22 protein-coding genes are annotated in these 26703 nt (G+C 74.1%); 10 read left to right on the top strand and 12 right to left on the bottom strand.

Translation table 11 applies throughout. The features are described 5' to 3' along the window. Positions 1-199: 199 nt before the first annotated feature. From LN037_RS32465 to LN037_RS11850, 9 genes are all read right to left on the bottom strand, one after another. The gene (locus tag LN037_RS32465; RefSeq protein ID WP_255693992.1) at positions 200-325 is read right to left on the bottom strand and encodes a hypothetical protein; all 126 of its coding nucleotides are present in this window, start codon (positions 323-325) and stop codon (positions 200-202) included. 541 nt (positions 326-866) lie between these two features. Further along, the gene (locus LN037_RS11815; RefSeq protein WP_230752552.1) at positions 867-1331 is read right to left on the bottom strand and encodes a hypothetical protein; all 465 of its coding nucleotides are present in this window, start codon (positions 1329-1331) and stop codon (positions 867-869) included. Positions 1332-1579: 248 nt separating this feature from the next. Beyond that, positions 1580-3262, bottom strand: coding sequence for a VWA domain-containing protein (locus LN037_RS11820; protein ID WP_230752554.1), 1683 nt, complete (start codon positions 3260-3262; stop codon positions 1580-1582). Positions 3263-3777: 515 nt separating this feature from the next. Continuing rightward, positions 3778-4716: a C40 family peptidase gene (locus LN037_RS11825; RefSeq protein ID WP_230752556.1), complete on the bottom strand. Its 939-nt coding sequence runs from the start codon at positions 4714-4716 to the stop codon at positions 3778-3780. A 108-nt stretch (positions 4717-4824) separates the two neighbouring features. Next, positions 4825-5463, bottom strand: coding sequence for a peptidoglycan-binding domain-containing protein (locus LN037_RS11830; protein ID WP_230752558.1), 639 nt, complete (start codon positions 5461-5463; stop codon positions 4825-4827). Between the two features lie 92 nt (positions 5464-5555). Beyond that, the gene (locus LN037_RS11835) at positions 5556-7574 is read right to left on the bottom strand and encodes a hypothetical protein (RefSeq protein WP_230752560.1); all 2019 of its coding nucleotides are present in this window, start codon (positions 7572-7574) and stop codon (positions 5556-5558) included. Continuing rightward, on the bottom strand, positions 7571-8641 hold the full coding sequence (locus LN037_RS11840) for a CHAT domain-containing protein (protein ID WP_230752562.1): 1071 nt from the start codon (positions 8639-8641) through the stop codon (positions 7571-7573). Before LN037_RS11840 ends, LN037_RS11835 begins: the two co-directional genes overlap by 4 nt. Further along, positions 8638-10032, bottom strand: a complete 1395-nt coding sequence (locus tag LN037_RS11845) for a hypothetical protein (protein WP_230752565.1) — start codon at positions 10030-10032, stop codon at positions 8638-8640. Before LN037_RS11845 ends, LN037_RS11840 begins: the two co-directional genes overlap by 4 nt. Then, a complete protein-coding gene (locus tag LN037_RS11850) occupies positions 10025-11509 on the bottom strand; it encodes a hypothetical protein (protein ID WP_230752566.1) in 1485 nt (494 codons plus the stop codon). Before LN037_RS11850 ends, LN037_RS11845 begins: the two co-directional genes overlap by 8 nt. 236 nt (positions 11510-11745) lie before the next feature. On the opposite strand from LN037_RS11850, the gene LN037_RS11855 reads away from it, so the two are divergent. From LN037_RS11855 to LN037_RS11900, 10 genes are all read left to right on the top strand, one after another. Next, positions 11746-13965, top strand: a complete 2220-nt coding sequence (locus LN037_RS11855; protein WP_230752569.1) for a serine/threonine-protein kinase — start codon at positions 11746-11748, stop codon at positions 13963-13965. Next, on the top strand, positions 13962-15209 hold the full coding sequence (locus tag LN037_RS11860; RefSeq protein ID WP_230752571.1) for a hypothetical protein: 1248 nt from the start codon (positions 13962-13964) through the stop codon (positions 15207-15209). The genes LN037_RS11855 and LN037_RS11860 overlap by 4 nt, the downstream gene beginning before the upstream one ends. Next, entirely contained in the window at positions 15199-17016 is a 1818-nt protein-coding gene (locus LN037_RS11865) for an AAA family ATPase (protein ID WP_230752572.1), read from the top strand. Before LN037_RS11860 ends, LN037_RS11865 begins: the two co-directional genes overlap by 11 nt. After that, positions 17013-17654, top strand: a complete 642-nt coding sequence (locus LN037_RS11870) for a 4Fe-4S single cluster domain-containing protein (RefSeq protein WP_230752574.1) — start codon at positions 17013-17015, stop codon at positions 17652-17654. Before LN037_RS11865 ends, LN037_RS11870 begins: the two co-directional genes overlap by 4 nt. Next, entirely contained in the window at positions 17642-18208 is a 567-nt protein-coding gene (locus tag LN037_RS11875) for an FHA domain-containing protein (RefSeq protein WP_230752577.1), read from the top strand. Before LN037_RS11870 ends, LN037_RS11875 begins: the two co-directional genes overlap by 13 nt. After that, the gene (locus LN037_RS11880; RefSeq protein WP_230752579.1) at positions 18205-18954 is read left to right on the top strand and encodes a PP2C family protein-serine/threonine phosphatase; all 750 of its coding nucleotides are present in this window, start codon (positions 18205-18207) and stop codon (positions 18952-18954) included. The genes LN037_RS11875 and LN037_RS11880 overlap by 4 nt, the downstream gene beginning before the upstream one ends. A 183-nt stretch (positions 18955-19137) precedes the next feature. Then, positions 19138-20370, top strand: a complete 1233-nt coding sequence (locus tag LN037_RS11885; RefSeq protein ID WP_230752581.1) for a hypothetical protein — start codon at positions 19138-19140, stop codon at positions 20368-20370. After that, positions 20367-21404, top strand: a complete 1038-nt coding sequence (locus tag LN037_RS11890) for a hypothetical protein (RefSeq protein ID WP_230752583.1) — start codon at positions 20367-20369, stop codon at positions 21402-21404. The genes LN037_RS11885 and LN037_RS11890 overlap by 4 nt, the downstream gene beginning before the upstream one ends. Positions 21405-21414: 10 nt before the next feature. After that, entirely contained in the window at positions 21415-22317 is a 903-nt protein-coding gene (locus LN037_RS11895) for a hypothetical protein (RefSeq protein ID WP_230752585.1), read from the top strand. Continuing rightward, positions 22314-22745 (top strand): hypothetical protein, encoded by a 432-nt coding sequence (locus tag LN037_RS11900; RefSeq protein ID WP_230752587.1) that lies wholly within the window; start codon positions 22314-22316, stop codon positions 22743-22745. The genes LN037_RS11895 and LN037_RS11900 overlap by 4 nt, the downstream gene beginning before the upstream one ends. 57 nt (positions 22746-22802) lie before the next feature. On the opposite strand, the gene LN037_RS11905 is transcribed toward LN037_RS11900, so the two are convergent. From LN037_RS11905 to LN037_RS11915, 3 genes are all read right to left on the bottom strand, one after another. Continuing rightward, positions 22803-24116: a hypothetical protein gene (locus tag LN037_RS11905; RefSeq protein ID WP_230752988.1), complete on the bottom strand. Its 1314-nt coding sequence runs from the start codon at positions 24114-24116 to the stop codon at positions 22803-22805. A gap of 84 nt (positions 24117-24200) precedes the next feature. Continuing rightward, positions 24201-24734, bottom strand: coding sequence for a hypothetical protein (locus LN037_RS11910; protein WP_230752589.1), 534 nt, complete (start codon positions 24732-24734; stop codon positions 24201-24203). Positions 24735-24994: 260 nt separating this feature from the next. Beyond that, complete coding sequence (locus LN037_RS11915) at positions 24995-26548, bottom strand: serine/threonine-protein kinase (protein WP_230752591.1); 1554 nt, start codon at positions 26546-26548, stop codon at positions 24995-24997. Positions 26549-26703: the final 155 nt, after the last annotated feature.

The raw sequence follows: 26703 nt of genomic DNA on the forward strand, positions 1-26703 counted from the left end.
GATGGACCCGTTAGAGCTTGTCTCTGGGCGGATGATCGGCACAGAGCGTGGCGTCCCCCGACGCGGTCACTGTGGGTGCCTTGGCTTTCGTTGACCTTTCAGGCCTGACACCGGCACGTGAGCAATTAGCCCGATCGGACCACCTCAAGGCGCGAACGGTAGCGATCAGCGGCTCGCGCACGCGAGGTGAAAGCAGGCCTCAGCGCGCGGGTGGAGCCCGCTCGTCTTCGAGGAACAGGTCGTAGGTGGTCATCCCCAACCGGACCACCCGACGGGACCAGCGGGCGAGCACCGGCACGGTCAGCTGTAGCTCGGCCGCGGGCACGCCGGCGAGCAGGGCCGTCAGCGCCTCGACGAGGGGCCGCCGACTGCGCGGAGTCCGCCGATCAGGTCGGTCGTGTTGGAGTCGCGGCGCACCGCGACCGACCGGTCCCGCGCTTGGACCGGGCGGCCGATGACAGCAGCGAGGTGGAGCGCCGCAGCCTGGTGCTCGTGCTCGACGAAGCCCGCGAGCTCGTCGGTAACACCTACCCGGAGGAGCCGGTAGAGTTCGCGTGTCGCTTGATCCCACGCGGCGCGAGGCGCGGGAGAAGAAGCGGGCCTCGTCGGGCGGCCGGGGAGAGTGCCTGTATGCCCGGCGGCGGTACCCGGCGGGGGACGGCTGCGCCGCGGCGCGGTGCGATCGGCCGATCGGGATATGCAGCCGGGCCGGCGGGGCGAGATGGTCCGGTCGAGGCGGCTGGAGCCGGCGCAGGGCCGGCCTCGAGGTCGACGGGCATCTACCACCAGCGGTGGTGCCATCCGACCCCCGACGGGCAGGGTCTGACGGGGCGCGGCGGCGGCGACACCACGCCCCGTCGAACGGATCAGCCAGCCAGCTGGCGTGTGAGCGCCGCGACCGAGCAGTCGAGCACCTTGCCGCGCAGGGTCGCGTTGCAGCGGTCGGCGAGAACGGTGACGTCACCAGGGGTCACGATGCCGGTCTCCGCGAGCGCGACGACGCCCCCTGTCTCGGCCGCGATGACGGTGACCCCAGCGGATTCCGCCACGGTGGAACGGATCGTCGACCGGGCGATCTGCACGGTGCCACCCCTGTTGTCCCCATCCCGAGTCCCGGCTGCACGCACCATTACCCCGGCCGGCGCGTCGAGCGTGGTGCCGGCGACGGCGATGCGGTCGGCGGCGTCGTCGAGCTCCAGGAGGAGGCCTGAACCGGGGCCGGTCGCGGTGATCCTGGAGTCCGCGATCGAGATCGCGGACGGCGCCCCGGCGCCGCCACGGTCGTAGACGTTGAGCGTCTGCGTGGTCAGGGTGACCCGGGCGAGGCTCACGGAGGCGCTGCCGACGAGGTGCACGATGCACGGCACGTCGATGACGGCGGTCGTGTTCGCGTCCCGGAGAGCCGAGGCGATCTCGACGACGCCGGGGCCGCCGTTCGTCGCCGTGGCCCGGCAGGTCGCGGCTACCTTTGCGAGGTTCCACGGGACGCGGGGATCGCGCGCCGCGGCGGCCGTGCTCGAGAGGGCGAGGACACCTCCGACGATCACGCATGCGCCGACGAGAGCAGCGACGAGCTTCTTCACTTGATGCCTCCCAGCACCGCGGCGGCCTGCGCCTGCGTGCCCTTACCGTTCGGATGCGGGTCGAACGCGGCTTGGATCTTCTTGTCGGTGAAGCTGACGTCCTTGAGCTGCCGGCTGGGCCAGTCGAAGTCGAACGAGACGCCCTTCGCGGCTCCGCCGAGCAGACCGCCCACCTCGCACTCGGAACCGAAGACGTACGAATCACCCGAGCCTGCGCCGTGGCCGACGAAGGCCGGAGCGAGGTCGACCGTCGTGAACCCGTGCGCGGTCGCCCGCTTCTCGAGCTGGGTGTTCATCGCACCAACGAGCGTTCCGGCGATGCCGTGGAGCAGGCTGCAGGACCGGTCCGGCTGGAACCGCAGCTGCCGCTTGTCGTTGATCGGGTTGTAGTACTTCGTGACGACGACCTTGGCGCCCTTGGCCTTCGCGGCGTCCAGCGCCGTGAACATCGCGTCCATGTCCTTCTGCAGCGCCGGTGCGGTTGCCTTCGCCTCGGCGGCTTTCGCGCAGTTCCCGGACTGACCCAGCGACGGTGTCGCGGACGGGTTGGGAAGTCCCCAGAACGTGGTGCGGACCTTGACCGTGACGCACGACGCCAGCCAGCCCTTGTAGTCGGAGAAGTTCATGTCGTTTATGCCGAGGTTGACCGTGACGAGTTTCGTCGCGCGGCCGGCCGCGGTGAGTTGCGGGACCCACGGGCCCTTGTCGTTCTTCCCCCGGTTCAGGTCGGCGACGGCCTCATGGATCGTGTAGCCCCAGATGCCGACACGGTCGAGGTCGTCGACCGCGGAGCCACCCTGTGTCGCGACGAGCTGCGGGAACGGGGTCGCCGGCGGAGCGCCGACGCAGCCGAACGCAGACGTGGCCCGGTCCTCGGTGCACGTCGGCACGGAGAATCCGGTCGTCGTCGAGTCACCGATCGCCACGTACTCGTGCGTCGGAGATCCGGTGCCGAGGATCTGCCCCAGCGCCCCGGTCAGGCCGGGCGCGTCGGTCACGGAGAAGTACTGGCCGCCGGTGGTGCGGGCGATGCAGGCGAGCTCGCCCTCGGCGGTGTCGGGCGCGTTGAACCCGACCGTGTGGACCTTGAACCCGACCCCCTGCTGCTGGGCGATCTGGGCGGCCACCGGGCACGGATCGCCGCAGGTGCTCTGACCGTCGGAGATCAGGACAATCTGCTTCGGCCCCTTCACGGAAGCCAGGTCGGCGGCGGCCGCTTCAAGCGAGCCCGGAGTCGGTGTGCCCCCACCCGCCTGCAGCTGGTCGATGTCCCGGTGCAGCGCGGCCTTGTTGTCGGCTTTCAGCGGGGTGACAAGCGTGCCCGTGTCCCCGCATTCGCCGGCGAAGCTCCGCATGCCCGCGACCTGGCCGGGCGAGAGCGCGTCCACGGCGGTGGACAGCGCGGCCTTCGCGTCGTCGAGCCGCTGCCCGCCCATCGACCCGGAGGTGTCGACGACGAACAACGTCGTCGGGACTGCCGCGGCGGCGCGTGCATCACCACTGCCCGACAGAACCATCGGAATTGCTATCGCCGCCATCACGGCAGCAGCGACCGACGCCGCGACGACGCGCTGTCGACCACTGAGCCGGAGGCGGTGCCGACCTGCGGCCACCGTTCCCCCTGTGAGTCTGGCGCGCCCATCGATGACCCCCGGCGCGCTCTGACCACATCTCGTCATCGTCAGCGGTACTATTACCCGGCAAACGGGTGACGGTGGCGGACCGCGACGAGCGGTCAGTGACAAAGGGTGAACGGAGCTGCTTGCGCCTACCACCGCACCCCGTGCGCGTTACCCGTCTACGTTCTCGCACTCGGAAGGCACCACAGCATCGCTGCACTCTCATCGTCGAACGCGCTGAGAAAGGAGCGGCCGCGGCGACCTCAGTGTCGCCAAACCCGAAGGCTGCGCCCGCTGCCATCGCGTTCGCAGCCCGCTGATCCACATCGACGGGTTGCGGGTACGTCGCCGGAACTCCGCGAGACGCTCGGCCGCAGGCAGAATCGCGTCCGAGGCGGCGCGGGCCTTCAACGCCTCTGCTCGCGGATGTAAGCGGTACGGAGGCCGAGCGGCTCGCGTGCACTAGACAATCGTCGGAAGACCTGCCGCCCTCGACGTCGCGGATTGCGACGTCGAGGGCGCCCGGAGATGCTCCTGTCTCTCTGCCGGAACAGAGCGCCGTCGGGGGATACGGATCAGCTCTCCACGCGGTAGAAGCCGGCGACGTCGTCGAAGTCGCTGAGCGACCCCACCTGGACGTTCTGCCCGGTGTCCGGGGCGTGGACGATCCGGCCGTCGCCGAGGTAGATCGCGACGTGGTGCGTGTCGGTCGCTGACCCGAACAGCACCAGGTCACCCGGCTCCGGCGTCCCGACAGCCGTCGAGCGTGCCCGCTGGTCGTCGGTGTTCCCCGGCCCGAGGACGTCCCGGCCCGTCGCCAGGGCCACCGCGTAGCGGGTGAAGCCGGAGCAGTCGAGACCGAGGTCGGTCTCGGCCTTGCAGGGGCTCGGGCCCTCATAGCCGGTGCAGGTACCCGTCGTCGGGCCGGGCCGTCCGCCGTGGCCGCCGCCCCAGACGTAGGGCACCGGCCCGGACCGCCAGTCGGGCGCCTGGCCGGCCATGATCCGGCGGGCCGCCGCGACGATGCGGAGGCCCGAGTCCACTCCCCCGTCCGACGAGCCGGCCCGGTGGGCCACCGCCTTCTCGAGGGCCAGCTGGGTTCGCAGCCCGACGATGCCGCTGTCACGGATCGGCGGGTCCGCCTCGCGCTGGACCCGGCGGACCGCCTCCGTCGTCAGCCCCTCGAACCGACCGGTGATCGGGATGTCGACGCCCAGCGCGCGGAGCCGGCGCTGGAGGGCGGTGACGCACGGGCCGCGGTCACCGGGCCGCAACTGCGGGCAGTCGGCGAGCGGACCGTGCGCTCCCGCCAACGGGACGCGGTCGGCGGCGTTGCTGACGCGGCACACGTCCTCGACGCCACCGGCATCGGTGCACACCACCGCGTCGCCGCCCTCGGAGGGGCCACCGACGAGCGCGGGGATCGCGGTGGAGACGAGGACGAGCAGGAGGGCGGACATCGCCGCTCCACAGGCGATGCCGAGCATGAGCAGACGACGGACGAATGTGAACACGGTTTCCTCCGGGCATGGCCGAGGACGCCCGCTGAGTCCGCGGGCGTGAGAGGGGTGGAAGAGAGCGGGGCGGCCGCACCCCGCCGAACGGGGTACGGCCGCGTCGGATCAGCTCGGCGGGCCGTACCGCAGGCAGCTGAACATCATGATCAGGTCGGTACCGGGCACGGTGCGGGCGATCTCCGCGCCGTCGACCTTCTTGCCGACCTTGAGCAGCTTGTAGAGCTTGCGGATCTTCCCGAGCTTCAACAGGCCGTCGATCCCGGTGCCGTTCTCCTTCATGCAGGACATGAAGTCGTCCTCGCGGACGGTCGACCCCGGGACGATCGGCTGCACCTCCGCCACGCGGAGGTCCTGGGTCGTCGGGATGACGTCGTAGCAGGAGTCCTTGTAGGCGTCCGGCAGGCTCGGGATGAGCCGGTCACCGGTCTGGGGTCCGACGACCCCGTCGACCTCCAGCCCGTGGAGCTTCTGGAAGGTCTTGATCGCCTCGTAGGTCTCCTGGCCGTAGTCGCCGTCCGGCTTCGCCAGGAGCGCGCGCTGGACGCACTCGACGGCGAACCCGGAGTTCCCGACGAAGCCCGGGTAGCCGTTGAGCTCCAGGCTGGTGGAGTCCGGGCCGATGTACGGGACGTTCTCGGCAGCCGAGGCCGTCCCGGCCGTCGCCAGGCTCCCCAGGCTCACGGCGGCGGCGGCGCCACAGGCCACCGCTCCGCGCCGCCACCGGTGCTTGGTACTGGTGTTCACGACGGGTACCACCCTTCGGGAGGTGGGCCGCGGACCTGATGTCCGAGCCCGACACCCGTCCCGACCGATCCCGTGGGACCGGCGGGTGGCGGTCAGGTGATGCGCCAGGCCCGGACCTCGTCGTTGCGCAGCGGACGGTGGTAGCCCTCCGCCTCGTCGAGCGCGGCTTCGAGCGCGACCGTGCCCCAGGGCGTCAGCAGGCGCGGCGGCACCCCGAGCACGGTCCGACGTGCGCCGTCGGCCACCGACAGCGCGCCGTCGAGCGGTGCGAGGTCGGCGTCGCGCCCCTCCGGGGTGTCCTCCTCCGACAGCAGGCTCCGGCCTGCCTCGGCGACCAGCGACTCGAAGGTCCCGGCCTCCTCGGTGTGCGGGATCGGTGCGCCGTTGCCGCGGGCGACCTCGATCAGCTCGGCGATCACCGCAGTGGCCCCACAGGCGGCGGCCGCACGGAACGCCACGCCGAACGCCGTCGCCACCGTCCGGCTCCAGCGTCGTCGACGGTCCGCGTCGTCGAGGGTGAAGCGGTAGGCGTCGAGGGCCAGCACCGCGGGGAGCACGGCGTCGAGGGCCTCGCGGTGCCGACCGAGCCGAGCGAGGACCGACGCGCGCTCCGTGGCGGCGAAGGCCGCCCGGGTCCCGGCCCCCGCCGCGAGACTTCGGGCCTCGACCGTGGCCAGCGCCTCGAGGAGAACCTGCGGCTCGCCGTCGTGCGAGGCGAGCGCGCCCCGCAGCAGGAGCCGGAGGACGTCCAGCCCGTCCCGGAACGTCGTCGGGAGGTCCAGGCCCGCGTCCACCAGGCGGTCGACGTCGGCGAGCCGTCGTCGCGCAACGTCGATCTCGCCGCGCCGGAGGCGGTGGACCGCGTCGACGAGGTCGACCATGGCGGCCCGGACAGGGCTACCGGCCACCAACGCCCGTTCTCGGGCTCCGCCAAGGAGCTCGATCGCCTCGTCGTACCGCCCGCCGTCGGCGGCAGAGATGGCCCCGGCGAGCAGGACCACCGCCTCGTGCTCGGGGTCGTCCGTGGTGACCGGGATCCTCTCGGCGAGGCCGCTGCCCCCGGCCACGAAGCCCACCACGCCCTGCAGCAGCCGGATACAGCGCTGGGCGTCGGCGGTGCGGCCGTGGCGCGTGTACCCGTCCAGCGCCCGCCGGAGGAACGGCTCGGCCTCGGCGGGCAGCGAGCGCAGCATGGCCGCGTTCCCGGCCGAGAAGTCGACCCAGGCGGGGGCCAGGTCGCGATCGGCGCCGACGAGCGTGGTGTCGGCCGCATAGCGCCGGCGGGCCTCCTCGAAAGCGGCCACGCAGTCCGACCACGGGCGCCCGGCATCCGCGCCGAAGACGCCCACCGAGCACGCGAGTTCGGCCGCGGCCCGCTCGCACCCGTGGTCGGCCGCCAGGCTTCGCCCCTGCTCGGCGAGCCCGAGCGCGCGTGCTGAATCCCGGTCGGGCAGGGCACGCATCGTGCGCAGGGCGACGAGCGCACCGTTCCCGGCGCATTCGAGGGCCGGACCGCTCGCGCCGGCCTGCCGGAAGTGGTCCGCGGCCCGGCGCCACCACGCCAGGGCGCCCTCTGGGTCGTCACGTGCCTGGGCGACCGCGGCCGCCTGCGCGGCCGCCTCCCCGGCAGCACCCCAAGCCCCGGCCTCCTCCTGCCGGGCCACCGCCTCCGCACAGTGCGTCGCGGCCGCGGCGAGGTCGCCCTCCGCCCACGCACGGGCCGCGAGGACGCGGTCCCGGTCCGCCGCGACCAGCTCCGCCAGGCCCGGCTCCACCGCGACCGCCTCGTCGAGCAGGTCAAGTGCGAGGTCCCACCGCTCCGCCCCGGCCTCGACGTGGGCGAGCACGACCCGACCGCCGCCGTCGAGGAACGCACCGGCGTCCGGCTCGAGCGAGGCGACGAACGAGGCCACGACGCCCCACACCGCCCGCACGACCTCGGGCTCGGTGGGCGCGAGGCTCTCCATGAGCTCGACGACGTGCCCGGCGAACTCGTCGTGATCGACCTCGTCGAGCAGGTCGAGGTCGTCGAAGGGGTCGTCAGGCCGGTGGCGGGCGTGGTCGAGGACGTCCTGCGCCGCGAGCGCCGACTCCGACGGCGCCGGGCTCATGGGGCCCCCTCGGGGGCGCGGTAGGTGACCAGGGCGCCCCACAGCAGGGGCGCATCCGCCCGGGCGCCGCCGGCGCGCCACGCCCGGAGCCGCTCCAGCTGCCAGGCGCGTACCGCCGCCACGGGATCGGGCGCGGCCAGGGCGGCGTCGACGGCGAGCCCCAGCCGGGTCGCCGGATCCTCGGCGCCGAGCGCGGGATCGACGGGCAGGGCCCACCGGGTCGCCACGACTAGCCGGGCCCCTGCGTGGACGGCGGCGACCGGGAGGCCGGACTGCTCGACGTGGTGACCGTCGTCGCTGCCGCACGCCACCAGGCCCACCCGCGGCGGGCAGGGATACGTGGCGGGGTCGCCCAGCCAGCGGTGTGCAGTGAACACGTCGGGTCCGCCGTCGGGGCCGGTCAGCACGAGCCCGGCCGCCGCGGGCGCCTCCGGGGTGCCCCCGACGGCGTGGCCGAAGTAGAGGAGCCGGTCGGCCGGACCCGCCAGGCTCGCGGCCAGCTCGTCGGAGCCGAACGACCCGCCGGGCAGCGGCAGGACGTCCTCCTCCGGGCCGCAGCGGTCCCACCACCAGTCCGCGAGGTCGCTCTGGATGCGCCCGACTGAGCTCGGACCGGGATCGATGATCCGGACGGCGTGGCCGGTGCCCTCGACGACGGCCGAGGAATGCTCCGGGAACACCGTGGGTGGCAGCCCGCCGACGACCCGCGTTGACTCGAGCAGCCTGGTGTCGTCGTCCCGATCGACGACGAGGGTGTCCCAGGGCACCGTGGCCAGCCAGCCGCGTACCGCCAGCGTCACGGTGCTGTCCGGTCCGAGCCGCGCACGAAGCGCAGCCGGGATCAGCGCCGACCCGGCCCGCCGGACGAGATCGAGCTCGCGCCGCGGGTCGGACCACGGGCCGGTCCAGAGACCGCTCCCGCCGGCTCCCGGCACCGCCGCCAGGATCTCGTCGCGGAGTCCGCCCGTGCCGACCATCAGGCCCGCGTCGACCACTCCCTCCGGGGCGGACAGCGCCCAGACCACGTCGTCACCGACGGGTTCGAGGGCCAGCCAGGAGGCCGTCACGGCAGAGTGCCCGCGCCGCTGAGCAGGAGGTGCTCGGTGACCGTTCGGCTCCATCCGGGCGTGTCGAGGTCGGGAACCGCGACGTCGTCGTCGTCCACCGGCAGCTGGGGGGACAGCCAGGCCCGGCCGACGGCCTCCGCCATCCGGGCCCGTCCCTCGGCGGCCAGCGTCGCGCGCAGCACCGCCGTCGCCCGGGCCTCGCCGCGGCGCGCCTGCGGGGCCTCCCCTGCGAGTGCGCGGTAGAGCCGCACCGACTCCTCGAGCGCGCCCCGGGCGCCACCCGACGCACCCAGGCGCAACGCCGTGACACCGCGGGCCGCCCACCGCTCGGCCCGTGCCCGCCGGGCAGCCCGCCCGAGGCGCGGACGCCGGGCCCGGTCCGCGTCGGCAACGTCGATCTCGAGCGCGGCCGGGTCGGCGCGTGGGGTGTCGGCGAGCAGCGTCGCCTCTCCGACCCACGTCCCGCCGTCGAGCCGCAGCAGCCCCCGGGCGACCGGGAGCGGGTTCCCCCGCTCATACGCGCGGAAGGCGAGCCGCCCGCCGGGATTCGCCGCGGCCGCGGCCCGCGCGCTCACCTGGAGCGAGTTCCCGACGACCGCCCACTCCACGGTGTCCTCGCCGGGATCGAGCAGGCCACGCGGCACCTGCCGCCAGTCGACCGAGGCCGTGCGACGACCCGCCGTCGGGGCCCCGGCGTGGACCGCGAGCGGGAGGGCCCGGTCGGCGAGCACGGACAGATCGTCGGGCACGCGGAACGCCGTCTCCTCCCCCGCCACGGGTGCGAGCTCGTCCTCGTGTCGCAGGTCGGCGGCGACGGCGCCGTCGGGGTCGTCGAGGTCGGCCTCTGCGAGCGCCGCCGGCACCGCCTCGCGGACGAGGTCGGCCCACGGTCCGGCGGCACCCCGGTCCCGCGCCTGCGCCGACCAGCGGGCGACGGCCGGCCCGGACGCTAGGAGGTCCTGCCGGGCCTGCTCGACGAGCTCCGGCGCCATGACCTCGTCCACCGCGAGAACCGCGAGCGCGGTCTCGACCCGCCACACCTCCTCCGCGATCGGATCGGGGCTGGCCGCACCCAGCCACCGAAGGACGGCCACCCTCGTGACGCCGTCGGCGAGCTCGCCACGACGCGCGACGACGACGGTGCGCTCCGCCGGACCCAGCCCGAGCGCGTCCTGCGCCGACCGCTCCCCCAGGAGCTCGATGAGGGCTGGCTCCGCGACGGTCGGTTCCCAGACGGTGAGGAACGGCGGGCCCTCCGGATCCGTGGGATCGACGAGGAGGTCGACACCGGCCAGACACACCAGACAGTGGCCGGCCGGCGCCGCCGGCGGCCGACCGATCCGCAGCGTGCGGTCCGCGTCGCGGTCGACGACGAGCTCGGGATCACTCATCGTCGTCGACTCCGATTTCACGGTCGAAGAAGGCCGCGGCCTCCCCGGGCTCCAGGCAGCCCGCCACCCCGTCCGTCAGCTGGTCGTACCAGGCCCGCCAGGCGGGGCGGTCGGTGCGGAACAGGGCCACGAAGCGCAGCACGCCGTCGGGCCCGAGCGCGCGCATGACGGCGAGTGTCTGTTCCTCGGCCGCGACCTGCTCCTCGGGGGTGCGCTCTCCCGGCGCGCCGTCAAAGCCGGACGGGCGGGTGGGCGCGTCGCTGAGGCTCTTCGTGAACGCCCCTCCTACCACGCGGGCGATCTCGGCCCGGCTCGCCGTCACCTCCCACTCGGTCTCCTGCTGGGCCAGGAACTGCCAGAGCTTGCGGACCACGGCCGACGCGAGCTCGTCGGCGTCCAGACGGTCGATGGACCGCGGGCGCTCGACGTCGTCCGCCGTCCTCGTCCGGGCCGCAGCGAGGCGGCGCACTGCCCCGACGAGCTGCTCGTCCGGGCCGTCGTCGAGGAGGGACGCGAGCTCCGGAGCGGTGGTCTCGGCCCACGCGCGCAGTTCGCCGTCGGCCCCGGGTCGTCTGGGCGGGACGAGGGCCGCTGCCACCGAACGGATCGCCATGCGGTGCCCGGGGCGGGCGAGGCCGAGCGGAGCGCAGGCCCGGTCGATCACAGAGCGCGCCACGAGCTCCGGGCCGGCGTGCCGGAACCGTTGCGTGACGTGCAGGTCGGACGGGCCGGCCGAGGACCCCTGGTCGTGGGCGTTCGCGCGGAACACCAGCTTGTAGCGGCTCAGCACGCTGCGATCGGTGCCGTCCTGCCACCGTCCGCGGGCGTCGTCGGCGAACGGCGGCCGGTCGGCCACGCCCGTCGCGACGGCGGACGGCGACAAGCGCGCCGACGCAGCCCGCCCGCGGGCCGCCCAGGCCCGCTCCCAGGCCTCGGACCACTGCCGCACGAAGGTTGCGTCGGGAAGCCGGAGCGCCTGCAGGGCCAGGTCGGCCGCCGTGGTTCCGGCGATCTCGACGACGAGCCGGCCGCGCAGAACACCCGCCGGCGGTTCGCCGGTCAGGTCGTACGTCTGCGCCACCCGGCGGGCGACCTTGCCGCGCAGGGCCCGCCGTGCCTCGGTCCCGGTCGCGACGCCGTCGTCGCGCAGGCGATCCTGGATCTCCTCCACCAGAAGCCCGGCCGTACGCAGCAGCAGCCCGAGGACCTCCGAGCCGGCTCCCCGGAGCAGGTGGTCGTGGACAGCGCGAGCCGGGTCGGGCTCCACCGTGCGCGACGGACCCGGGAGCTCGTCACGCGGGCCCCCGTCGATCGCGTCGCCGATCACGGAGGCCTTCGGCCGGTTGGCCACGGCGGGGAGCACGCCGCGGCGTACGACGGCGAGGTCGAAGCCGCTGAGGGGCGGCCGCGCCATCCGCGCCCAGACGTCGTCGAGCAGCGCTTTCGTCGTCCACCGGTCGGCCCCTGTGTCCCCCACGTCCCACCCCACCGATCCCGCCCGGTCAACGCCGGTCCCAACCGCGCCCCGCCCCCGGGATCGGTGAGGAGGACGTCATGCCAGGCGGTGACAGTAGCGATCACCGGCCGGACCGGTACGGCCGGACGGGTGATCGCCCTGCGAACTTTGCCGACGATCTGTAACGCCGAGTGCGTGTTCGCGACACTGCCGAGGGATCTCGCACACACCACCGCCCAGGGTGGAGGGGGAAGCTGATGACGACGGAGGCCGGCCGGACGCGCCGTGAGGCTCTCGAGGACCACGGGCCGCCCACGACCCGTCGGGAACCGAAGGACGTTCCGGGCCCGCCCGCGACGCGGCGCGAGGCCGACGGGGGCCCGACCGCGACCCGTCACGAGGACGCCCAGGCCGTGGTCGCCCTCCCGGCCGACCTCGCCGAGCGGTTCCCGGAGGCCGCGCTCCTGCCCACCCACGGGGCGGAGGCCGACGTGTTCCGGGTCGACGGCCCCGACGGGACGGCGCGCGCCCTCAAGCTCTACCGGCGCGGCATCACGCCGGATGCTCGCGTGGCCGCCCTGCTCACGGACATCCGGCACCCGCACGTGGTGCGGACCTTCGAGGTGGGGGTGAGCGCCGCCGGGCTGCACTGGGAGCTCATGGAGTTCCTCCCCCACGGCAGCCTCCGGGACCTCCTCACAGGCGGCGGGCCGGCGCGCCCGGAACCGGCCGAGACGGTCCGGCAGATCGCCGCCGGGCTGCTCCAGCTGCACGACCGCGAGATCGTGCACCGCGACCTCAAGCCGGACAACGTCCTCGTCCGGAGCGTGGCGCCGCTCGAGCTCGTGCTGACCGACTTCGGCCTGAGCCGCGACGTCAGCCGCGGCACCGTCTACTCGTCGCAGGCCCGATCGGTGTTCTACGCTGCCCCGGAGTCCTTCCAGGGTGCCGTCGACGAGTCCCGCGACTGGTGGTCGCTCGGGATCGTGGTCCGCGAGTTTTCCGGGCGCACCCCGCTCTTCGGCGGCCTCGACGAGCGGCAGATCCTCCACGAACTGCTCTTCCGCCCCATAGAGACCGACTCGATCGACGACCCGCGACTCCAGCTTCTCGCGCGGGGCCTGCTCGTCAAGGACCCCGGGGACCGGTGGGGATCCGACCAGGTCACCTCGTGGCTCGACGGCGGCTCTCCGGCCGTCGCCCGCGATGCCGGAGCTGCTCCCGGCGTCGGATTCGAGTTCGACGGGGCCACGTTCCACGATCCCGCCGAGCTCGCCCGCGCCATGGCCGCGAACTGGCGCGAGGCCGCCCGCATGTTCGTGGCCGTGACCAACACGCTGCGCGACGACCTGCTGAACTGGGGCACCTCCGCCGGGCTCGACATCGGCGCCAAGCGACGTCTGGTCGCCCAGCTGGACCAGGAACGACCCGACCTCAACCTGCTGCTGACGCTCACCTGGCTCGACCCCGATCTGCCGGCGGTCTACCTCGGCCGGTCGATGTCCGCGCCGGAGCTGCGGGAGATCGCGCTCCAGGCCGCGGAGAGCCCGCGCGCCGACCAGCACGGTCTGACCGACGAGCAGATGCTCCTCGACGACCTCTGCCGCGGCCGGGTGCTCGACGTCCTGGCCGGAATGCCAACCGGTGACGGTCTGCACGGCGTCTCCCGGCGATGGTTCGACGGGATCGGCGAGTGGGAGCGGATCCGCTCGACCGAGGCACCCGCGCACGCCATGGCCTCGCTCCACGACGCCTCCGCGGTGCGCCGTGCCCGCGCCCGCCTCCTGGCCGCCGCCCTCACGCCCGACGCCAGTCGCGCCGCGCTGCGCCACCGACTCACCACGGCCGAGGCGGAGCTGGCACGACCGGTGTCGTGGTTCTCGGCGCTCGCCCGCCGCAGCCAGACCAGCGCGGCCATGTTGATCGCGCTCGACACCCTCCCCGTCGCCACCGCCGAGGCGGACCAGCACCTGGCCGAGGAGCGGGCCGCTTACGCGGCGGCCCAGGAACGTCGCCGGCAGTGGGACGCCCGCGAGCAGCGCCGCGCCGCCGGTCGCGACAAGGCTGTCGGCCTCGCCCTCCTCGGGCTCGCCGTCCCGATCCTCGCGTGCACCACCCTGTTCCGGCTCGGGGTGGGGGGCGTGCTGATCTTCGCGCTGGCGGCCGGTGTGCAGCTCGCGGCCGAGCTCTGGCTCGCCTCACGGCTCGGGGGCGACTACAGCCCCGGATACACGCTGTTCCGTCGCGCCGGGATCGTGGCCGGTCCGTTCGGCCGCTTCCTGCAGATGCACGCGGTCATCGGGCTCCTCGTCCTCGCCGTGACGATCGGTCTGGGCGTCGCCCTCGCCGTCCAGCTTCCCGTGGTGTTCGCCCTGGTCGTCACGGCGGGGATCGTGTTCGGCGCGTGGCACGCCCACCGGCACTGGCAGCGTTGGCTCGCCGACACCGAGATCGCGGTCCTCGGGTGGCAGCCGTGAGCTCACAGTCCGGCGTGGTGACGGCCGGGGCGGGGGTCGTCCTCGTCGCCGGCGCCGCCTTCGTCGCCGCCCGCGCCGTCACCACGCTCACGGGCTCCGCTCTCGTCGCGCTCGGCGACGCCACCGACCGGGCCGTGAACCGTCGCCACGCCGAGCTGCGCGCGCTCGGGCGCTGGGAGGCCGCCGCGCAGGAGGTCGTCGGACGCAACGCACGACTGCTCGTAGCCGCGCGCCGGGCCGGTGGCGACCCGACCCTCCTTGCCGACCTCCCGGCGCCGTGCGACATGTCGTGCCTCTCCATCGAGGAGATGCACGCCTGGTGCGCGTCCGCGGACCGGGCCCTCGCCGACGCCGAGCGGCTCCTCGTCGCGCGGAGCTCGCAGCGCCTGGACGCGCTGGTCGGCGAGGTTCTCGCCGCTGTCGCACCGCCGATTCCCTCGTCGGCGCCCGACTCCCGCCGCGTCCGCGAGGACCGGGCTGCGCGCGAGGCCGAGCGGTCCGCGGTCGGGCGAGTGCTCGACGTGCTGCTCCCCGGGGCCACCGAGAACGAGGTCACCGCCCTCGGCCGGGCCACCAGTGAGCTCCTGAACGACACCGACACCGCGTGGAACGGCCGGCTGCGCGCCCTGCGCCGCCGGGTCAACCGGCTCAACGATGACATCCGCGCCCGACGTGCAGAATCCATCGAGGCGGCGACCTTCCTCGGGGCCCTCGACGGCGAGCCCGAGGGCGGACCCGTCGTCCCCCGCCTCCAGGCGGTGCTCGATGGCGCGGCCTTCGACGCGGACCTGCGCCAGGAGGCGCTGACCCGCGCCGCCCAGGTGCGTGAGCGCCACGAGCGCGCCTACGTCCAGTCCCGGGTGGTCGACGCCCTCGAGGACATGGGGTACGTGGTCGATCAGGACTTCGCAACGGTGCACGGGGCCGCCGGCCGGCTCCGGGTCGCCAAGGACGGCTGGTCCGAGCACGCCGTCGGACTGAACCTCGAGGAGAACGGGCTGCGGTCCCAGCTCCTCCGCACCCGGGAGCGGGCCGGGGCAGACGCCTGCGCGCTGGACGTCGAGCGGGAGCGGGAGTGGTGCTCGAGCGTCGAGCGCCTGGCCGAGATGCTCGACGCCGAGGGCATCGCGACCGAGACCCGCGGTCTCGTCGAGCCCGGCCTCACAGCAGTCCCCGTCGTCCCCGCGGCCACCAGCCGTCGTCGTGACCACCGAGCGGAGGAGCGCCGCCACGATGTCAGATGACCCGACCCCCGCCTTCGCCCGCGAGATCACGGCCACGCTCGCGGTGCACAGCGACTTCGTCCTGCACGGCAACGTGCACGACGTCTTCCGGCAGGTACACCAGGGCGCCGAGATGCTCGTGGACCTCGTCCGCCTGCTCTCGGGTGTCCTCGCCGACCGCGGCATCGACTGTCTGGTGGTCGTGTCCCCGGTGCACGGGCTGCGGTCCCTCCCGGCGCCGGGCGACGCCGGGGCCGCGGCGCGCGACGCGGCCGCCGGGCTCCTGCAGGGCGACCTCGACTCGGGCCGGGCGGTCTCCCTCGAGCGGCTCGCCGAGCACATGACCACGGTGGGTCAGGCGGCGAGCGGCACCGCGCTCGTGATCGAGGACGCGGGCCGCCTCGCCGTCGATGTCCAGCACCTCGATCCTGCCGAGCACGCCTTCTTCGTGCGCGCGTCCCGCCGCTCCCGGGACGTCTCCCCGAAGAGCCGCGGCACCGCGGGAGCATCGATCCACAACCCGGTCGTGTGGGTCGTCGAGCACGAGCGGGACCTTCCCGCCTGGCTCACGGCCGACAACGAGCGGATCCGGACCGTGGCGATCCCCCGGCCCGACTACGGGGAGCGGGAGGCCACCGCCCGCCTGCTCGCGCGCTCCCTGCCCGGGGCGCCCCCCGACGCCGCGGCGCGCTTCGCCGAGCACGCGGAGGGCCTCGCCCTCGCCGAGATGCGGGAGGTGGTCCGCCTCATGCTGGACCGCGGCCTCGACGACGCGGGGATTCCCGACGCCGTCCGCACATATCGGCTGGGCGTCCTCGACAGCCCCTGGCGGCGCGGATACCTGCGCGACCGTCTCGCCGATGGCGAGAAGAACGTCAGCGCGCGCGTCGTCGGCCAGGACGCCGCCGTAACCAAGACCCTCGACATCCTCAAGCGGGCCGCACTCGGACTCTCCGGCGCGCAGGCGTCGTCTGCGAGCAGCCGCCCGCGTGGCGTGCTCTTCTTCGCCGGGCCCACCGGCGTGGGCAAGACCGAGCTCGCGAAGTCGGTCGCCGCCCTTGTCTTCGGCGACGAGTCGGCCTACCTGCGGTTCGACATGAGCGAGTTCTCCTCCGAGCACGCCGGGGACCGCCTCATCGGCGCGCCGCCCGGCTACGTCGGCTACGAGGCCGGCGGCGAGCTCACCAACGCCCTGCGCCAACAGCCGTTCCGAGTGGTTCTCTTCGACGAGATCGAGAAGGCCCACGCGCGCATCCTCGACAAGTTCCTGCAGATTCTCGAGGACGGGCGCCTCACCGACGGTCGCGGCACCACGACCTACTTCTCCGAGGCCGTCCTGATCTTCACGTCGAACCTCGGCACCATCGAGGAGGGCCCCGCCGGGGAACGCGTGCCGACGGTGCAGCCCGGTACCCCGTTCCCCGAGGTGGAGCGCCGCCTGCGGTCGGCGATCGAGAAGCACTTCACCGTCGGCCTCGGCCGGCCCGAGCTGCTCAATCGCTTCGGCGACAACATCGTGGTGTTCGACTTCATCGGCCCCGACGCGGCCGGCGCGATCTTCACCGCGCAGCTCGCCAACATCCTGCGCCGCGTCGACGAGGAGCACGGAGTGGACCTCGCCGTCTCTCCCGCCGTCGAGACCCGGCTGCGCGAGTGGTGTACCGCGGACCTCTCGCGAGGTGGTCGTGGCATCGGGATGGCGCTCGAGTCGCTGTTCATCAACCCGCTCGCCCGGGCGCTCTTCGAGCGGGCCCCCGCCCGCGGGGACGCCGTGACGGTCGACGCGCTGCACCGTGACGGGTCGACAGTCGAGGTGGAGTTCCGGTGACGAGCCTGCGGATCAACCGCCTCCACCACCCCGTCACCGTCCTCGGCCACGGGGTCCGCGCCGGGCTGTGGGTGCAGGGCTGCGGCCTCGGCTGCCACGGCTGTGCCTCGCGGGACACGTGGGACCCGCTCGCCGGAAGCGTCGTCGAGGTCGACGAGATCCTCGCGTGGCTCGACGGGCTCCCCGAACCGCTCGACGGCCTGACCGTGACCGGTGGCGAGCCGCTCGAGCAGCCCGAAGCTCTCGGGGAGCTGCTCTCCGCCGTCGACCACCGACGCCGGGACCGGCCCCGTCCCTTCGACATCCTGCTGTTCACCGGCCGCGCCGCGCACACCCTCGACCGCCCGGACACCTTGCGGGCGATCGAGGCGTGCGACGCGGTGGTCGCGGGCCCCTACGTGGAGGCCCGCAACACCGGCGTGCCGCTGCGCGGCTCCGACAACCAGCGCATCGTCATCCGCACCGCCCTCGGGCGGGGCCGCTACGCCGACCCGCCGTCGGGAGCCCGCCTGCAGGTCGCCACCACCGGCGAACGGACCTACCTCATCGGCATCCCGCGCCGCGGCGACCTCGAGCGCCTCGGCGCCCGGATGGCCGCGGACGGCCTGACCCTCCAGGACGCGACATGGCGGAGCTGACCTGTCCCGCGTGTGGGCAAGAGAACCCTCCCGGGGTCGTCCTCTGCCTAGCGTGCTTCAGCAACCTCGACCCCGGCGAACCCGCACCGCCGCCACCGACGACGAATACCCCGCGGGCGACCTGCTCCGACTGCGGCGGCGCGCTCTCGTCGGGCGGGACGTGCCTGCCGTGCCGGGTCGAGGTCGATGCCGGCCGGGCCGAGCCGTCAGCGGCAGCGCCGCCGAAGCCGACCCAGACCCGTCGAGAGTCAGCGGCCCTCGTCCTCGACGTCGCGGGCCAGGCCGTCACCGTCTCCGGGTCGGTGCTGCTGGGCCGTCAGGACTCGCCGGTCGCCGCCGCCCTCGCCTCCTCCGACAACGTGTCCCGACGTCACGCCACCATCCGGGTCGACATCGACGGGAGCGTCTGGATCCGCGACGAGCACTCCGCCAACGGGACCTTCGTCTCCGGTCGCCGTCTGGCCGGAGGGCAGGACGAGCCGCTGCGTCCGGGCGACTCCCTGCGCCTGGCGAGCGATGTCGAGATCGGCCTGCGCTGGGGCGGCACACGATGACCGCGACCCTGGACATAGCCGCGCTCACCCACCGGGGTGCGCTGCGGAAGGCGAACGAGGACTGCCTGCTCCTCGGCTCGCTGGTCGCGGCCGACGTCGACCTGCCCGAGCCCGTCGTCATGCGTCTCGTCGTGGCCGACGCCGTGACCGTGGCCCTCGCCGACGGTATGGGTGGCCACGCCGGAGGTCAGGTCGCCTCGCGGACGGTCGTGCAGCTCCTCGCGTCGTCCCCGATCAAGCATGCGGCGGTCGACAGCACCCGGACCCGGCTCGCCGACATCGACGCGGACCTCACCGACCTCGCCGCCCGCCGGGCCTCCCTCGCCGAGATGGGGACGACGGTCGCCGGGGTCGTCGCCGACCCGGCGACCTGCGTCTGGTTCTCCGTCGGCGACAGCCGCGTCTTCCAGATCCGCGCGGGGTACGTCGCCCAGCTCTCGACCGACGACTCCGCCCCGTCGGGCACGACCAAGGGCGCCCTCCTGTCCTGGCTGGGCCCTCGACCCCGCGGGACACTGCCCACCCCGGCCGTCGAGCCGCTCGACCGCAGCGACGGGGTACGTTGGCTGCTCTGCAGCGACGGGCTCAGCGACGTCGTCGGCGTCACGGCCATGGAGGACATCCTCCGGCGCACCGAGAACGACGCCGAGGCGGTGCGAGGACTGTTCGCCGCCGCGATGGCGGCGTCGGCGCCGGACAACGTGTCCGTCGTCCTGATTCGGCCTCAGGGGTTCGCCCAGAGCTAAGCGGCCACCGGGGACGAGGCGTCGTCAAAGCGGACGCAGTGAGTAGCAGAGGGCGTTGCGACGCGGAATCGCCGTGCACGACGTCATCGGCGGTGACCATGGGGGGCTCGTCGTAACGCGAGATCCCGCTCCAGACGATGTCGGATCAACCGGCGGGGGTGCCGGGTCTTCGGGGGGACGAGGATGGATCCACACGCGACACGTCAGGCCGCGGTTCCGGCCCTGCTCTGGGTGGTCATCGCGATGTTCGCGATCGTCGCCGCCTGCCTGCTCTACCCGACTCTGGTGCTCCTGCGCCTCGGCGCGGCCTTCTTCTCCTTCTCCCCCGCGCTCGGGCTCCTCGGCCTCGGGATCGCCCTGGTCATGGGGTCGTTCGTCGTCGCCTTCGCCCGCGTCGGTTACGGCCTCTACGAGGGGAGCCGGGTCGCCCGCGGGATCGCCTTCGTCCTCGCCGGCTACCTGCTGCTCGCGTGCTTCGCGATGCCGGTCGCGACCGGGCTCACCGTCGTGCTCGCCCTCGGCTCGATCGGCGTCGTCGCCGCCCTCGCCTGCGTGCCGTCGGCCCGCGCCTGGTTCGCCGGTCCGTGGGGCCGGGCCACCGAGCTCCCGACCTCCATCGTCGTCGCGCAGACGGTCGTCCTGTACTCGTCGGCCATCACCGCGCTGCTCGCCGCGACGCTCCTCGTCAGCGGGATCGCCGTCGCGTCCCTCGTCGGGAGCACCGCGAGCCTCATGATCCTGGGCGCACTCCTGTGCGCCGGCATTGCGGGCGTCGGATTCTGGGCCAAGGCGGCGATCGGTCGGGGCGAGCGCCTCGCGCGGGTGCTGGTCACCGGGGCGACGGTCGCCGACCTCGTCGTCGTCCTCCTGCTCTCCTCCGCCGACGAGAGCGTGCTCCCGCTGCTCGCCTCCTTCGGTCTGCACGCCGCCGTGGTGATCGCGCTGTGGCTCCCCGCCGACGCACGACGCTTCTTCGGGGAGGCCGCGCTCCCCGCTGTCGAGAACCTCCACCGGCAGGTGCTGGAGATCGGGAAGGGCGCAGCGCCGGGACCCGTACCGCCGGCGCCGACGGCCCCGGGCCCCATCCGCCCGACACCCCGCCCGACACCTCCGCCGACCCGCCACGCGGCGCCACCGTCGGCGCCGTTCGGCTGGGCACCACCACCCGGCCCGCCGCCCGCCGTCCCCACCCGTCCCGGCCTGACGTCCCCTCCCGCCGGCCTGCCCGTGCGGAGCGGCCCTCCGAGCGGGCGGCACATGCGACCGGACCTCACCGAGCCCGCCGTCACGACCCCGGCGGTCGACACCCCGGCCTTCTGCGCCCGGTGCGGCTCCGGCGCCGTGCCCGGCGCCGTGCACTGCGTCCGCTGCGGCGCGCGCCTCGTCGGACACGGCACGTCCGAACCGCGGTCGTGACGGTCCAGGAGTCCCCGACCGGACGACGCGGTGGGCTCGTCGTCTCGGTCATCGTGTCGTTGCTGGCGGGTGTGGGGCTCGGTCTCGGGCTCCTCACCGGCGCGGTCCCGGCTCTGCCCCTCGGGGCCGGGACCGCTGGACCGCCGCTCGACCTCCGCGCCGTCGACTGGGGCGACGCGACGTTGCCCGGGTCCGTCTGCCGCTCCCCCGGTCCCATCCAGCTCCGAGGCGGGCAGGCGACCTCGGTGCCGTCGGCGTTCGACGGACCGACCCCGAACTACCCGCAGGACGTCTCGGTCGAGGCCGACGGCGTGGTGTACGGCGACCTGACCGGCGACGGGCGCGACGAGGCGGCGCTCCCGCTGCGCTGCAACAACCACGACTCGACGGCCGCCGGGAACACGGTCACGACCGTGCTGCTGTTCGACGGGTCCCGCGGACAGGCCGCGCTCCTCGGAGCACTCGCGAGCTCGCAGCCCCGCCTCGGCGAGATCCCGAACATCATCACGGTGCGGCAGCTGCAGCCCCGCCGGGTCGTCGGCGACGAGTCCTTCTACGGACCCGAGGACGCGAACTGCTGTCCCTCGGGACGCGCGACGACGACGTGGCCGTGGACCGGAGGCACGCTCGGCACGCCCGAGGCGGTCGTCTCGCAGGCCGTGTCGACCACCCCCCTCAGCTCGGGTGCGGCGACGACACCGACCGCGACCGGCGCCGCACCGTCGTCGAGCAGCGGGGGCGTCGACGCGGAGGCGCTCGCGATGAGCGCCGCACGCGCCACCCCGCAGCTCGACCAGTCCCGCATCCTCGCCGCGCGCTGCGCCACGAAGTACCTGACGGTCCCCGGCGCCGCCATCGGCTGCGGCATCCGGGACGCCGCGAGCCGACGCGTCGCGATGGTCGAGGTGATGCTTGTCGACCTCGCGAGCCGCAACGTCCTGACCTACGTCGCCGTGCCCGGATCGGGCTGCCCCGGCCTCCCGATCTGGGCGGCGAAGAACATCGGTGACATGGAGGGCGACAACCCGTGCTGAGGAGCGACCCGTGAAGCCCAACCTGATCATCACCGGCGTGGTCGCCGTGCTGCTCCTGCTGGGCCTCGTGCTCGGGATCGGCGACGACAGCTCCTCGTCGAGTTCGTCGTCGAGCTCGTCCTCCTCCTCGTCCTCGTCCTCCTCCTACGACGACGAGGGCGCCGGCTACGACAGCGGGACGAGCCGGCTCTCCGTCCACCCGCTCGCAGCGCTCACGATCGTGAGCGGCGTCCTCGCGTTGGCGGCGGTGTTCGTCCCGACGATGCCGCGCAACCGGCAGGTCCTGCTCGGAGCGGTCGGCATCGGAGCCGCGATCTACGGGACGTACGTCTGGAACCAGGACACCGGCCGGTACTCGTTCCCCGCCCTGGTGATGGTCGCGCCCCTCGTCATCGTCGGGTGGGCGGGCTACGGCTGGTACCAGAACGTCCAGCGCGGCGAAGGGGCGCGAGGGTCGCTCGACGACGCCGACGACACGGGCCCCGAGCTGGTCTTCCCGGCCGTCGTCCGGGCCGCCGCACGCGGCTCGATCGGCCTCGATCTCGACGTCGAGGCCTCGCCGGACGACATCCGCGACGCCGTCGGCCGCGCTCTCGCCAATCGAGGGAACTACTTCACCACCGACGGCTGCGCCTACTCGGTGCTCCGCCACCGGGACGACGGGCTCGACTGCGCGATCGTGAGCGGCTTCCGCGGCACCGAGCAGTGCACGTTCAGCGTGCGGCTCTCCGGGACGCGGCTCTCCGTGCGGCTGCTCGAGTACCGCACGGAGAACGAGAAGATCCTCTGGGTGATCCCGATGGGCCCGGCCACCATCCCCGGGTACGGGTCCTACCGGCACTTCCTGCGGGCGTTGACCCGCGAGGTGCGCCGGATCGACCGGGGTGCGGGCGCCCGGGTGGTGCAGGTGTGAGGGTCGGCGTCCTGCTCGCTGTGGTGGTGGCCCTGGCGGCGGGCGTGGTGCTCGGCCTGTCGGCGACGTCCGTCCCGGCGAACTCCGTCGGATCGGTCGCCCCGTCAAGCCCGGTACCGGCCCCGCCCACCACGACCTCCCGAGCCGGAGCCTGCGTGGACGCGGGTGCGCTCGTCCCGGCCTACTCCGCGGGGCAGGCCGGCGACGCCCGGTCCACGGTGGAGCCCGGCTCGATCCGCTGCGCCGGCCCGTACGCGACGGCGAAGATCGACGACCCGAGCCTCCCCGACACCCTCAACGTGCTGTTCTCGGTCGCGCCCCTGCGCAGGTTGCGGTCCGGCACCGGGCCGGTGTGCGAGGTGGGGTCCTCCGAGGGTGGTCTCCCGCCGGTCACGGCGTCGCAGGGGGACGTCCTCGGCTGCGCCTAGGCAGGTGATCATGTCGAGTGCGACGTCGGCGTCGTCGCGCTCGGCATGATCAACTGCCTAGCGGGACCAACCTCCTGTCAGTGCCTCGTCCGCGAGCGTCGCACCAGCCTTGGTGATCATCAGGTTCTCCCGTGAAACGAAGTACGTGACGCCGTTGTTGGTGGCGATCCAGCTGTCCTCGCTCTGCGTCGCCGGCAGCGTGATCGTCAGGTGGGTGCGGTCGTCGGCGCCGTAGTAGTAGAGGGCGCCCGAGCTGCCCTGACAGATCGCGACGTGGACGCGGGAGTCGTGGGCGACCACCGGCGCGGCCACCGCGGCTTCGGGCAGCGTGCTCGCAGCCTCGGCCGGGCAGGCCGCGGCGCTGGTGCCGCTGGCCGCGGCGGCCACGGTCGGTGTGGTCCCGGCCGCCGTGGCGACCGTCGCCGCCTCGGGACCGGGTCCGCCGAGGGCGATGACGAGCGCCGCCACGGCGGCGGTGCTGATGCCCGCGCAGACACCGACGACGACGGCGGGTGCGCCGACGGCGGCCGCGGGAGTCGGCCGCCGGGCGGCTCCGACGAACCCGAGCAGGAGACAGCCGAGCAGCGCGGCGCCGACCATGCCCGCCGCCATCGTCGCGTCGGCGTCTAGGCCCTGCGCGGCCAGCACGGCACCGAGGTCCCCGCCGGTGACGAGGACCGTCCCGGCGGCCGCTGCCGCCATGAGAGGCAGTCCCACCAGCATCGCGGTCGCCCGGTCGCGCCCGGAGATGAGGTCGATCGTCAGGGGGACGACGAGGAGGGCGACCCCGGCGAGCAGCGCGAGCCCGACCGGTGAACTCGCGACCCACGGTCCGGACCCCGGCCACGGCGCGAGCACCGCGGCGCCGAGCACCAGCAGGGCGACCAGAGCCAGGAACGGCATCGGGCTGCGCCGGGTCGAGGTCGCCTCGCAGGGCGGTGCCGCGACGTTCGACGGCAGGGGCAGCGGCGGCGACATCGACGGCACGGGCGGACCGAGCCGCGTCGGCGGCGGAGGTACTCGAGTTCCGATCCGGGTCGGGGGCGGACCGCACCGGGCGACCCGGTCGGCGAGCAGGTGGGCGCTCAGCCGGTTCGTCGGGTCCTCCTCGACGGCGGTGGTCGGAGCGTCGAGGGCGGTCGGCCGGCGTGCTGGGGCGGGAGCGGCCGTCGCCGCGCGCTCGGTCGGGAGCGCGGGCGGGTGGGCGCGCAGCGGAGCAGAGGTCGGGCCCGGCGTCGGAAGCGGCGGGGCCGCCGGGACGGGCGTCGGAGCAGGCGACGGGACCGGCCCGGCCGCCGACGCCGGGTGGGGCCGGTCGGCCCGGGGCCGTTGCGGCACGGTGCCGATCGGGATCGACGTCCACACGCTCATCTGCTGCCTCCCCCGCCGGCAGCGCCCCCCGCAGCCGTCTTCGGGAACATCGCCCGACGAGAGCTGACCGTTGCACCCACCGCGCTACCGGTGCGGCCGCTGCACGGAGTTGCCCTCTGGGCCGCCACTGTGGGTCAGGCGGACGGCGTAGCAGTGGTCGGCGTCGAACCCCTGGCTGTCGCACCACGCGTTCGCGGCGGCGGCGGTCGGCATCGGGTCGCCGACCACGGTGGCCCAGAAGTCGTGCCCGCGGTAGTTCGCGAAGTCCCCGGTCCAGAGCAGACGAGCGTCGCCGTGGGCGGCCCGCAGCGCCTGGTGCTCCGCGAGGATCGATGCGTTGTCATAGGTCTGCCCGTCCGCGACGAGGCCCGGCCGCTTCGACGAGAGCTGCGGGATCCAGGACCCGACGAGGCCCTCGACGACCGCGGAGTCGGCGGTCGAGCGTGCCTGCAGCTGCGCCGCCGGGTCGCTCGCGACCGGGACCGACGCCGTCGCACCGCCCGACGGGTCGGCGACCGCATCGGCCGCCGGGGCGGCCACGGCCACGGGCGCCGACGTGGATCCTCCGCCCGAGCTCGCGTGGACGACGGCGAGGACGGCGCCGGACACGGCGAGCACCGCCACCACCGCGGCGACGACCGCCGTCGCGGGGCGGGTGAGCCACGGTGAGGCGGGCGTTGACGCGGGGGGCGGTGTCGGCCAGCCGCCTGTATGCGGTGGGCCGGGAAGCGGGCGGGACGGCCAGCCTCCGAGCGGGGTCCCGCACGCGGTGCAGAACGCGGCGCCGGGCGACCGGGGACAGCCGCAGCCCGGGCACCCGGCCGGCGCCGCACCCGTCGTCGGGAACGGAGGGCCCGGAGGCCGGATTCCGGGGCCGGTCATGACCGCACGGAGAAGGTCAGCGAGGCCTGGGCGGTCTGTCCGTCCTGGGTCTGCACGCGCTCCTCGATCCGGTACTGGCCGTCGGGCAGCGGTTGGTTCTGGTTGAGGTAGATCGGGTTGCCGGAGTTGCAGGCGAAGGAGTCCTGCTTCACCAGTCCGTTCGGGCCGGTCACGGTCAGGTAGTCGAAGCAGCCGTCGTCGAGCCGCTGGCCCGAGGGCGTGGTGACCTCCGACGAGTAGGACTGCGAGTGGCCGCCCCCGAGGCACGTCGTCGGCGTCTTGAGCGTGCACAGCAGCTTCAGCGCGATCGTCGGCTGCGTCGGCGAGGCGGGTGCGGGCGCGGCGGGTCCGTCCGCGATCGGCGCGGCCATCGCGGGAGCCGACGGTGACGACGGCGCGGCGACTGCGGGGCTCGAGCTCTCCCGGGGCGGCAGGTAGCGCCAGCCCACGTAGGCGCCGCCGCCGAAGGCGAGCAGCAGGAGCACGAGCATCGCGCCTGCGAAGCGGGTGCGGCGGCGCCGACGCCGCGCCTTCTCCTCCCTGGTCGGCTTCGTCCTTCCCGACGGCGGGTCGGTCGGCTCGGGCGGCGCCGGCGGCGGTCCGGTGGGGACCGGGCCGAGCACCGTGCTCGTCGACGACAGCGGGCGCACCGGGTCCTCGGTGCGGGGCGGGAGCGTCGTGCGCTGCGCGACCGGGAGCCCGACCTCGAGCGGGAGCCCGGCGGTGTGCGCGATGCCCGCGGTGTGGTGGGCGACATCAGCAGCGGACGGGCGCTCGGCCGGGTTCTTCGCGGTCATCGCGCGCAGCAGGCTCTCGACCCCCTGCGGGAGGTCGTGGCGGCCGAGCGGCGGCAGCGGGTCCCGGTCGATGCGCTGCATGACGGCAGGGGCGGAGACGTCGTCGGCGGACCTGAAGGGCGGGCGTCCGGTGAGGAGCTGCCAGAGGGTCGTGCCGAGCGACCAGACATCGCCACGGTCGGACGGGCGCTCACCGCGCAGGACCTCAGGCGGCACGTGGTCGAGCGTGTAGCCCCCGATCCGCGAGCCCTGGCTCTCCAGTGTGAGGCGCGCGATGCCGAAGTCGGAGAGCGCCGGCTTGCCGTAGGCGGTGACGAGGACGTTGCCGGGCTTGATGTCGCAGTGCAGCACGCCGCGGGCGTGGGTGACGGCGAGCGCCGACGCCACCGCGTGCAGGACCGACACCGCCTCAGCGGCCAGCAGTGTCCGGCCGAGGTCGGCCAACGATCCACCCGGGCACAGGTCCATCGCCAGCCAGGGCCTGCCGTCGTGCACGCCCGCGTCGAGGATCGACACGATGTTCGGGTGGCCGGCGAGCTCCCCCATCGCCTGGCGCTCCCGGTCGAACCGGCGGTGCACCTCGGGGCCGGTGACCTGGACGTCGAGCAGCTTCAGCGCCACCCAGCGACCGGTCGAGACCTGCCGCGCCTCGTGCACGCTGCCCGATCCGCCCCGGTTGAGCATCCGGCCGAGCTCGTAACCCGCCGGTGCCGCCCCGGCGGCCGCCCCTGTCGCACCCACACCCGTCGTCATGCTGTGCCTCTCCCCCCGAGGCACTGCGCGCCTCTGGGCCGGTGATCGCTCGTCATGTCGTATTCGTGACAGACGTCGTCCGCTCGGCCCATCCCCGAGCTCGGGGATCGCGGCGGGATCCGGGGTGAGCGCGTCGACCAGGCGGTAGTCGCCCC

Source organism: Actinomycetospora soli, assembly GCF_021026295.1.
In the GTDB taxonomy this organism is placed as follows: domain Bacteria; phylum Actinomycetota; class Actinomycetes; order Mycobacteriales; family Pseudonocardiaceae; genus Actinomycetospora; species Actinomycetospora soli.

What these genes read in the sequence shown, in the direction of transcription:
- LN037_RS11835 (WP_230752560.1), bottom strand. Translation starts at nt 7,574, where the DNA reads ATGAGCCCGGCGCCGTCGGAGTCGGCGCTCGCGGCGCAGGACGTCCTC.
- LN037_RS11880 (WP_230752579.1), top strand. Translation starts at nt 18,205, where the DNA reads ATGACCGCGACCCTGGACATAGCCGCGCTCACCCACCGGGGTGCGCTG.
- LN037_RS11820 (WP_230752554.1), bottom strand. Translation starts at nt 3,262, where the DNA reads ATGACGAGATGTGGTCAGAGCGCGCCGGGGGTCATCGATGGGCGCGCC.
- LN037_RS11875 (WP_230752577.1), top strand. Translation starts at nt 17,642, where the DNA reads ATGGCGGAGCTGACCTGTCCCGCGTGTGGGCAAGAGAACCCTCCCGGG.
- LN037_RS11885 (WP_230752581.1), top strand. Translation starts at nt 19,138, where the DNA reads ATGGATCCACACGCGACACGTCAGGCCGCGGTTCCGGCCCTGCTCTGG.
- LN037_RS11865 (WP_230752572.1), top strand. Translation starts at nt 15,199, where the DNA reads ATGTCAGATGACCCGACCCCCGCCTTCGCCCGCGAGATCACGGCCACG.
- LN037_RS11855 (WP_230752569.1), top strand. Translation starts at nt 11,746, where the DNA reads ATGACGACGGAGGCCGGCCGGACGCGCCGTGAGGCTCTCGAGGACCAC.
- LN037_RS11845 (WP_230752565.1), bottom strand. Translation starts at nt 10,032, where the DNA reads ATGAGTGATCCCGAGCTCGTCGTCGACCGCGACGCGGACCGCACGCTG.
- LN037_RS11915 (WP_230752591.1), bottom strand. Translation starts at nt 26,548, where the DNA reads ATGACGACGGGTGTGGGTGCGACAGGGGCGGCCGCCGGGGCGGCACCG.
- LN037_RS11905 (WP_230752988.1), bottom strand. Translation starts at nt 24,116, where the DNA reads ATGAGCGTGTGGACGTCGATCCCGATCGGCACCGTGCCGCAACGGCCC.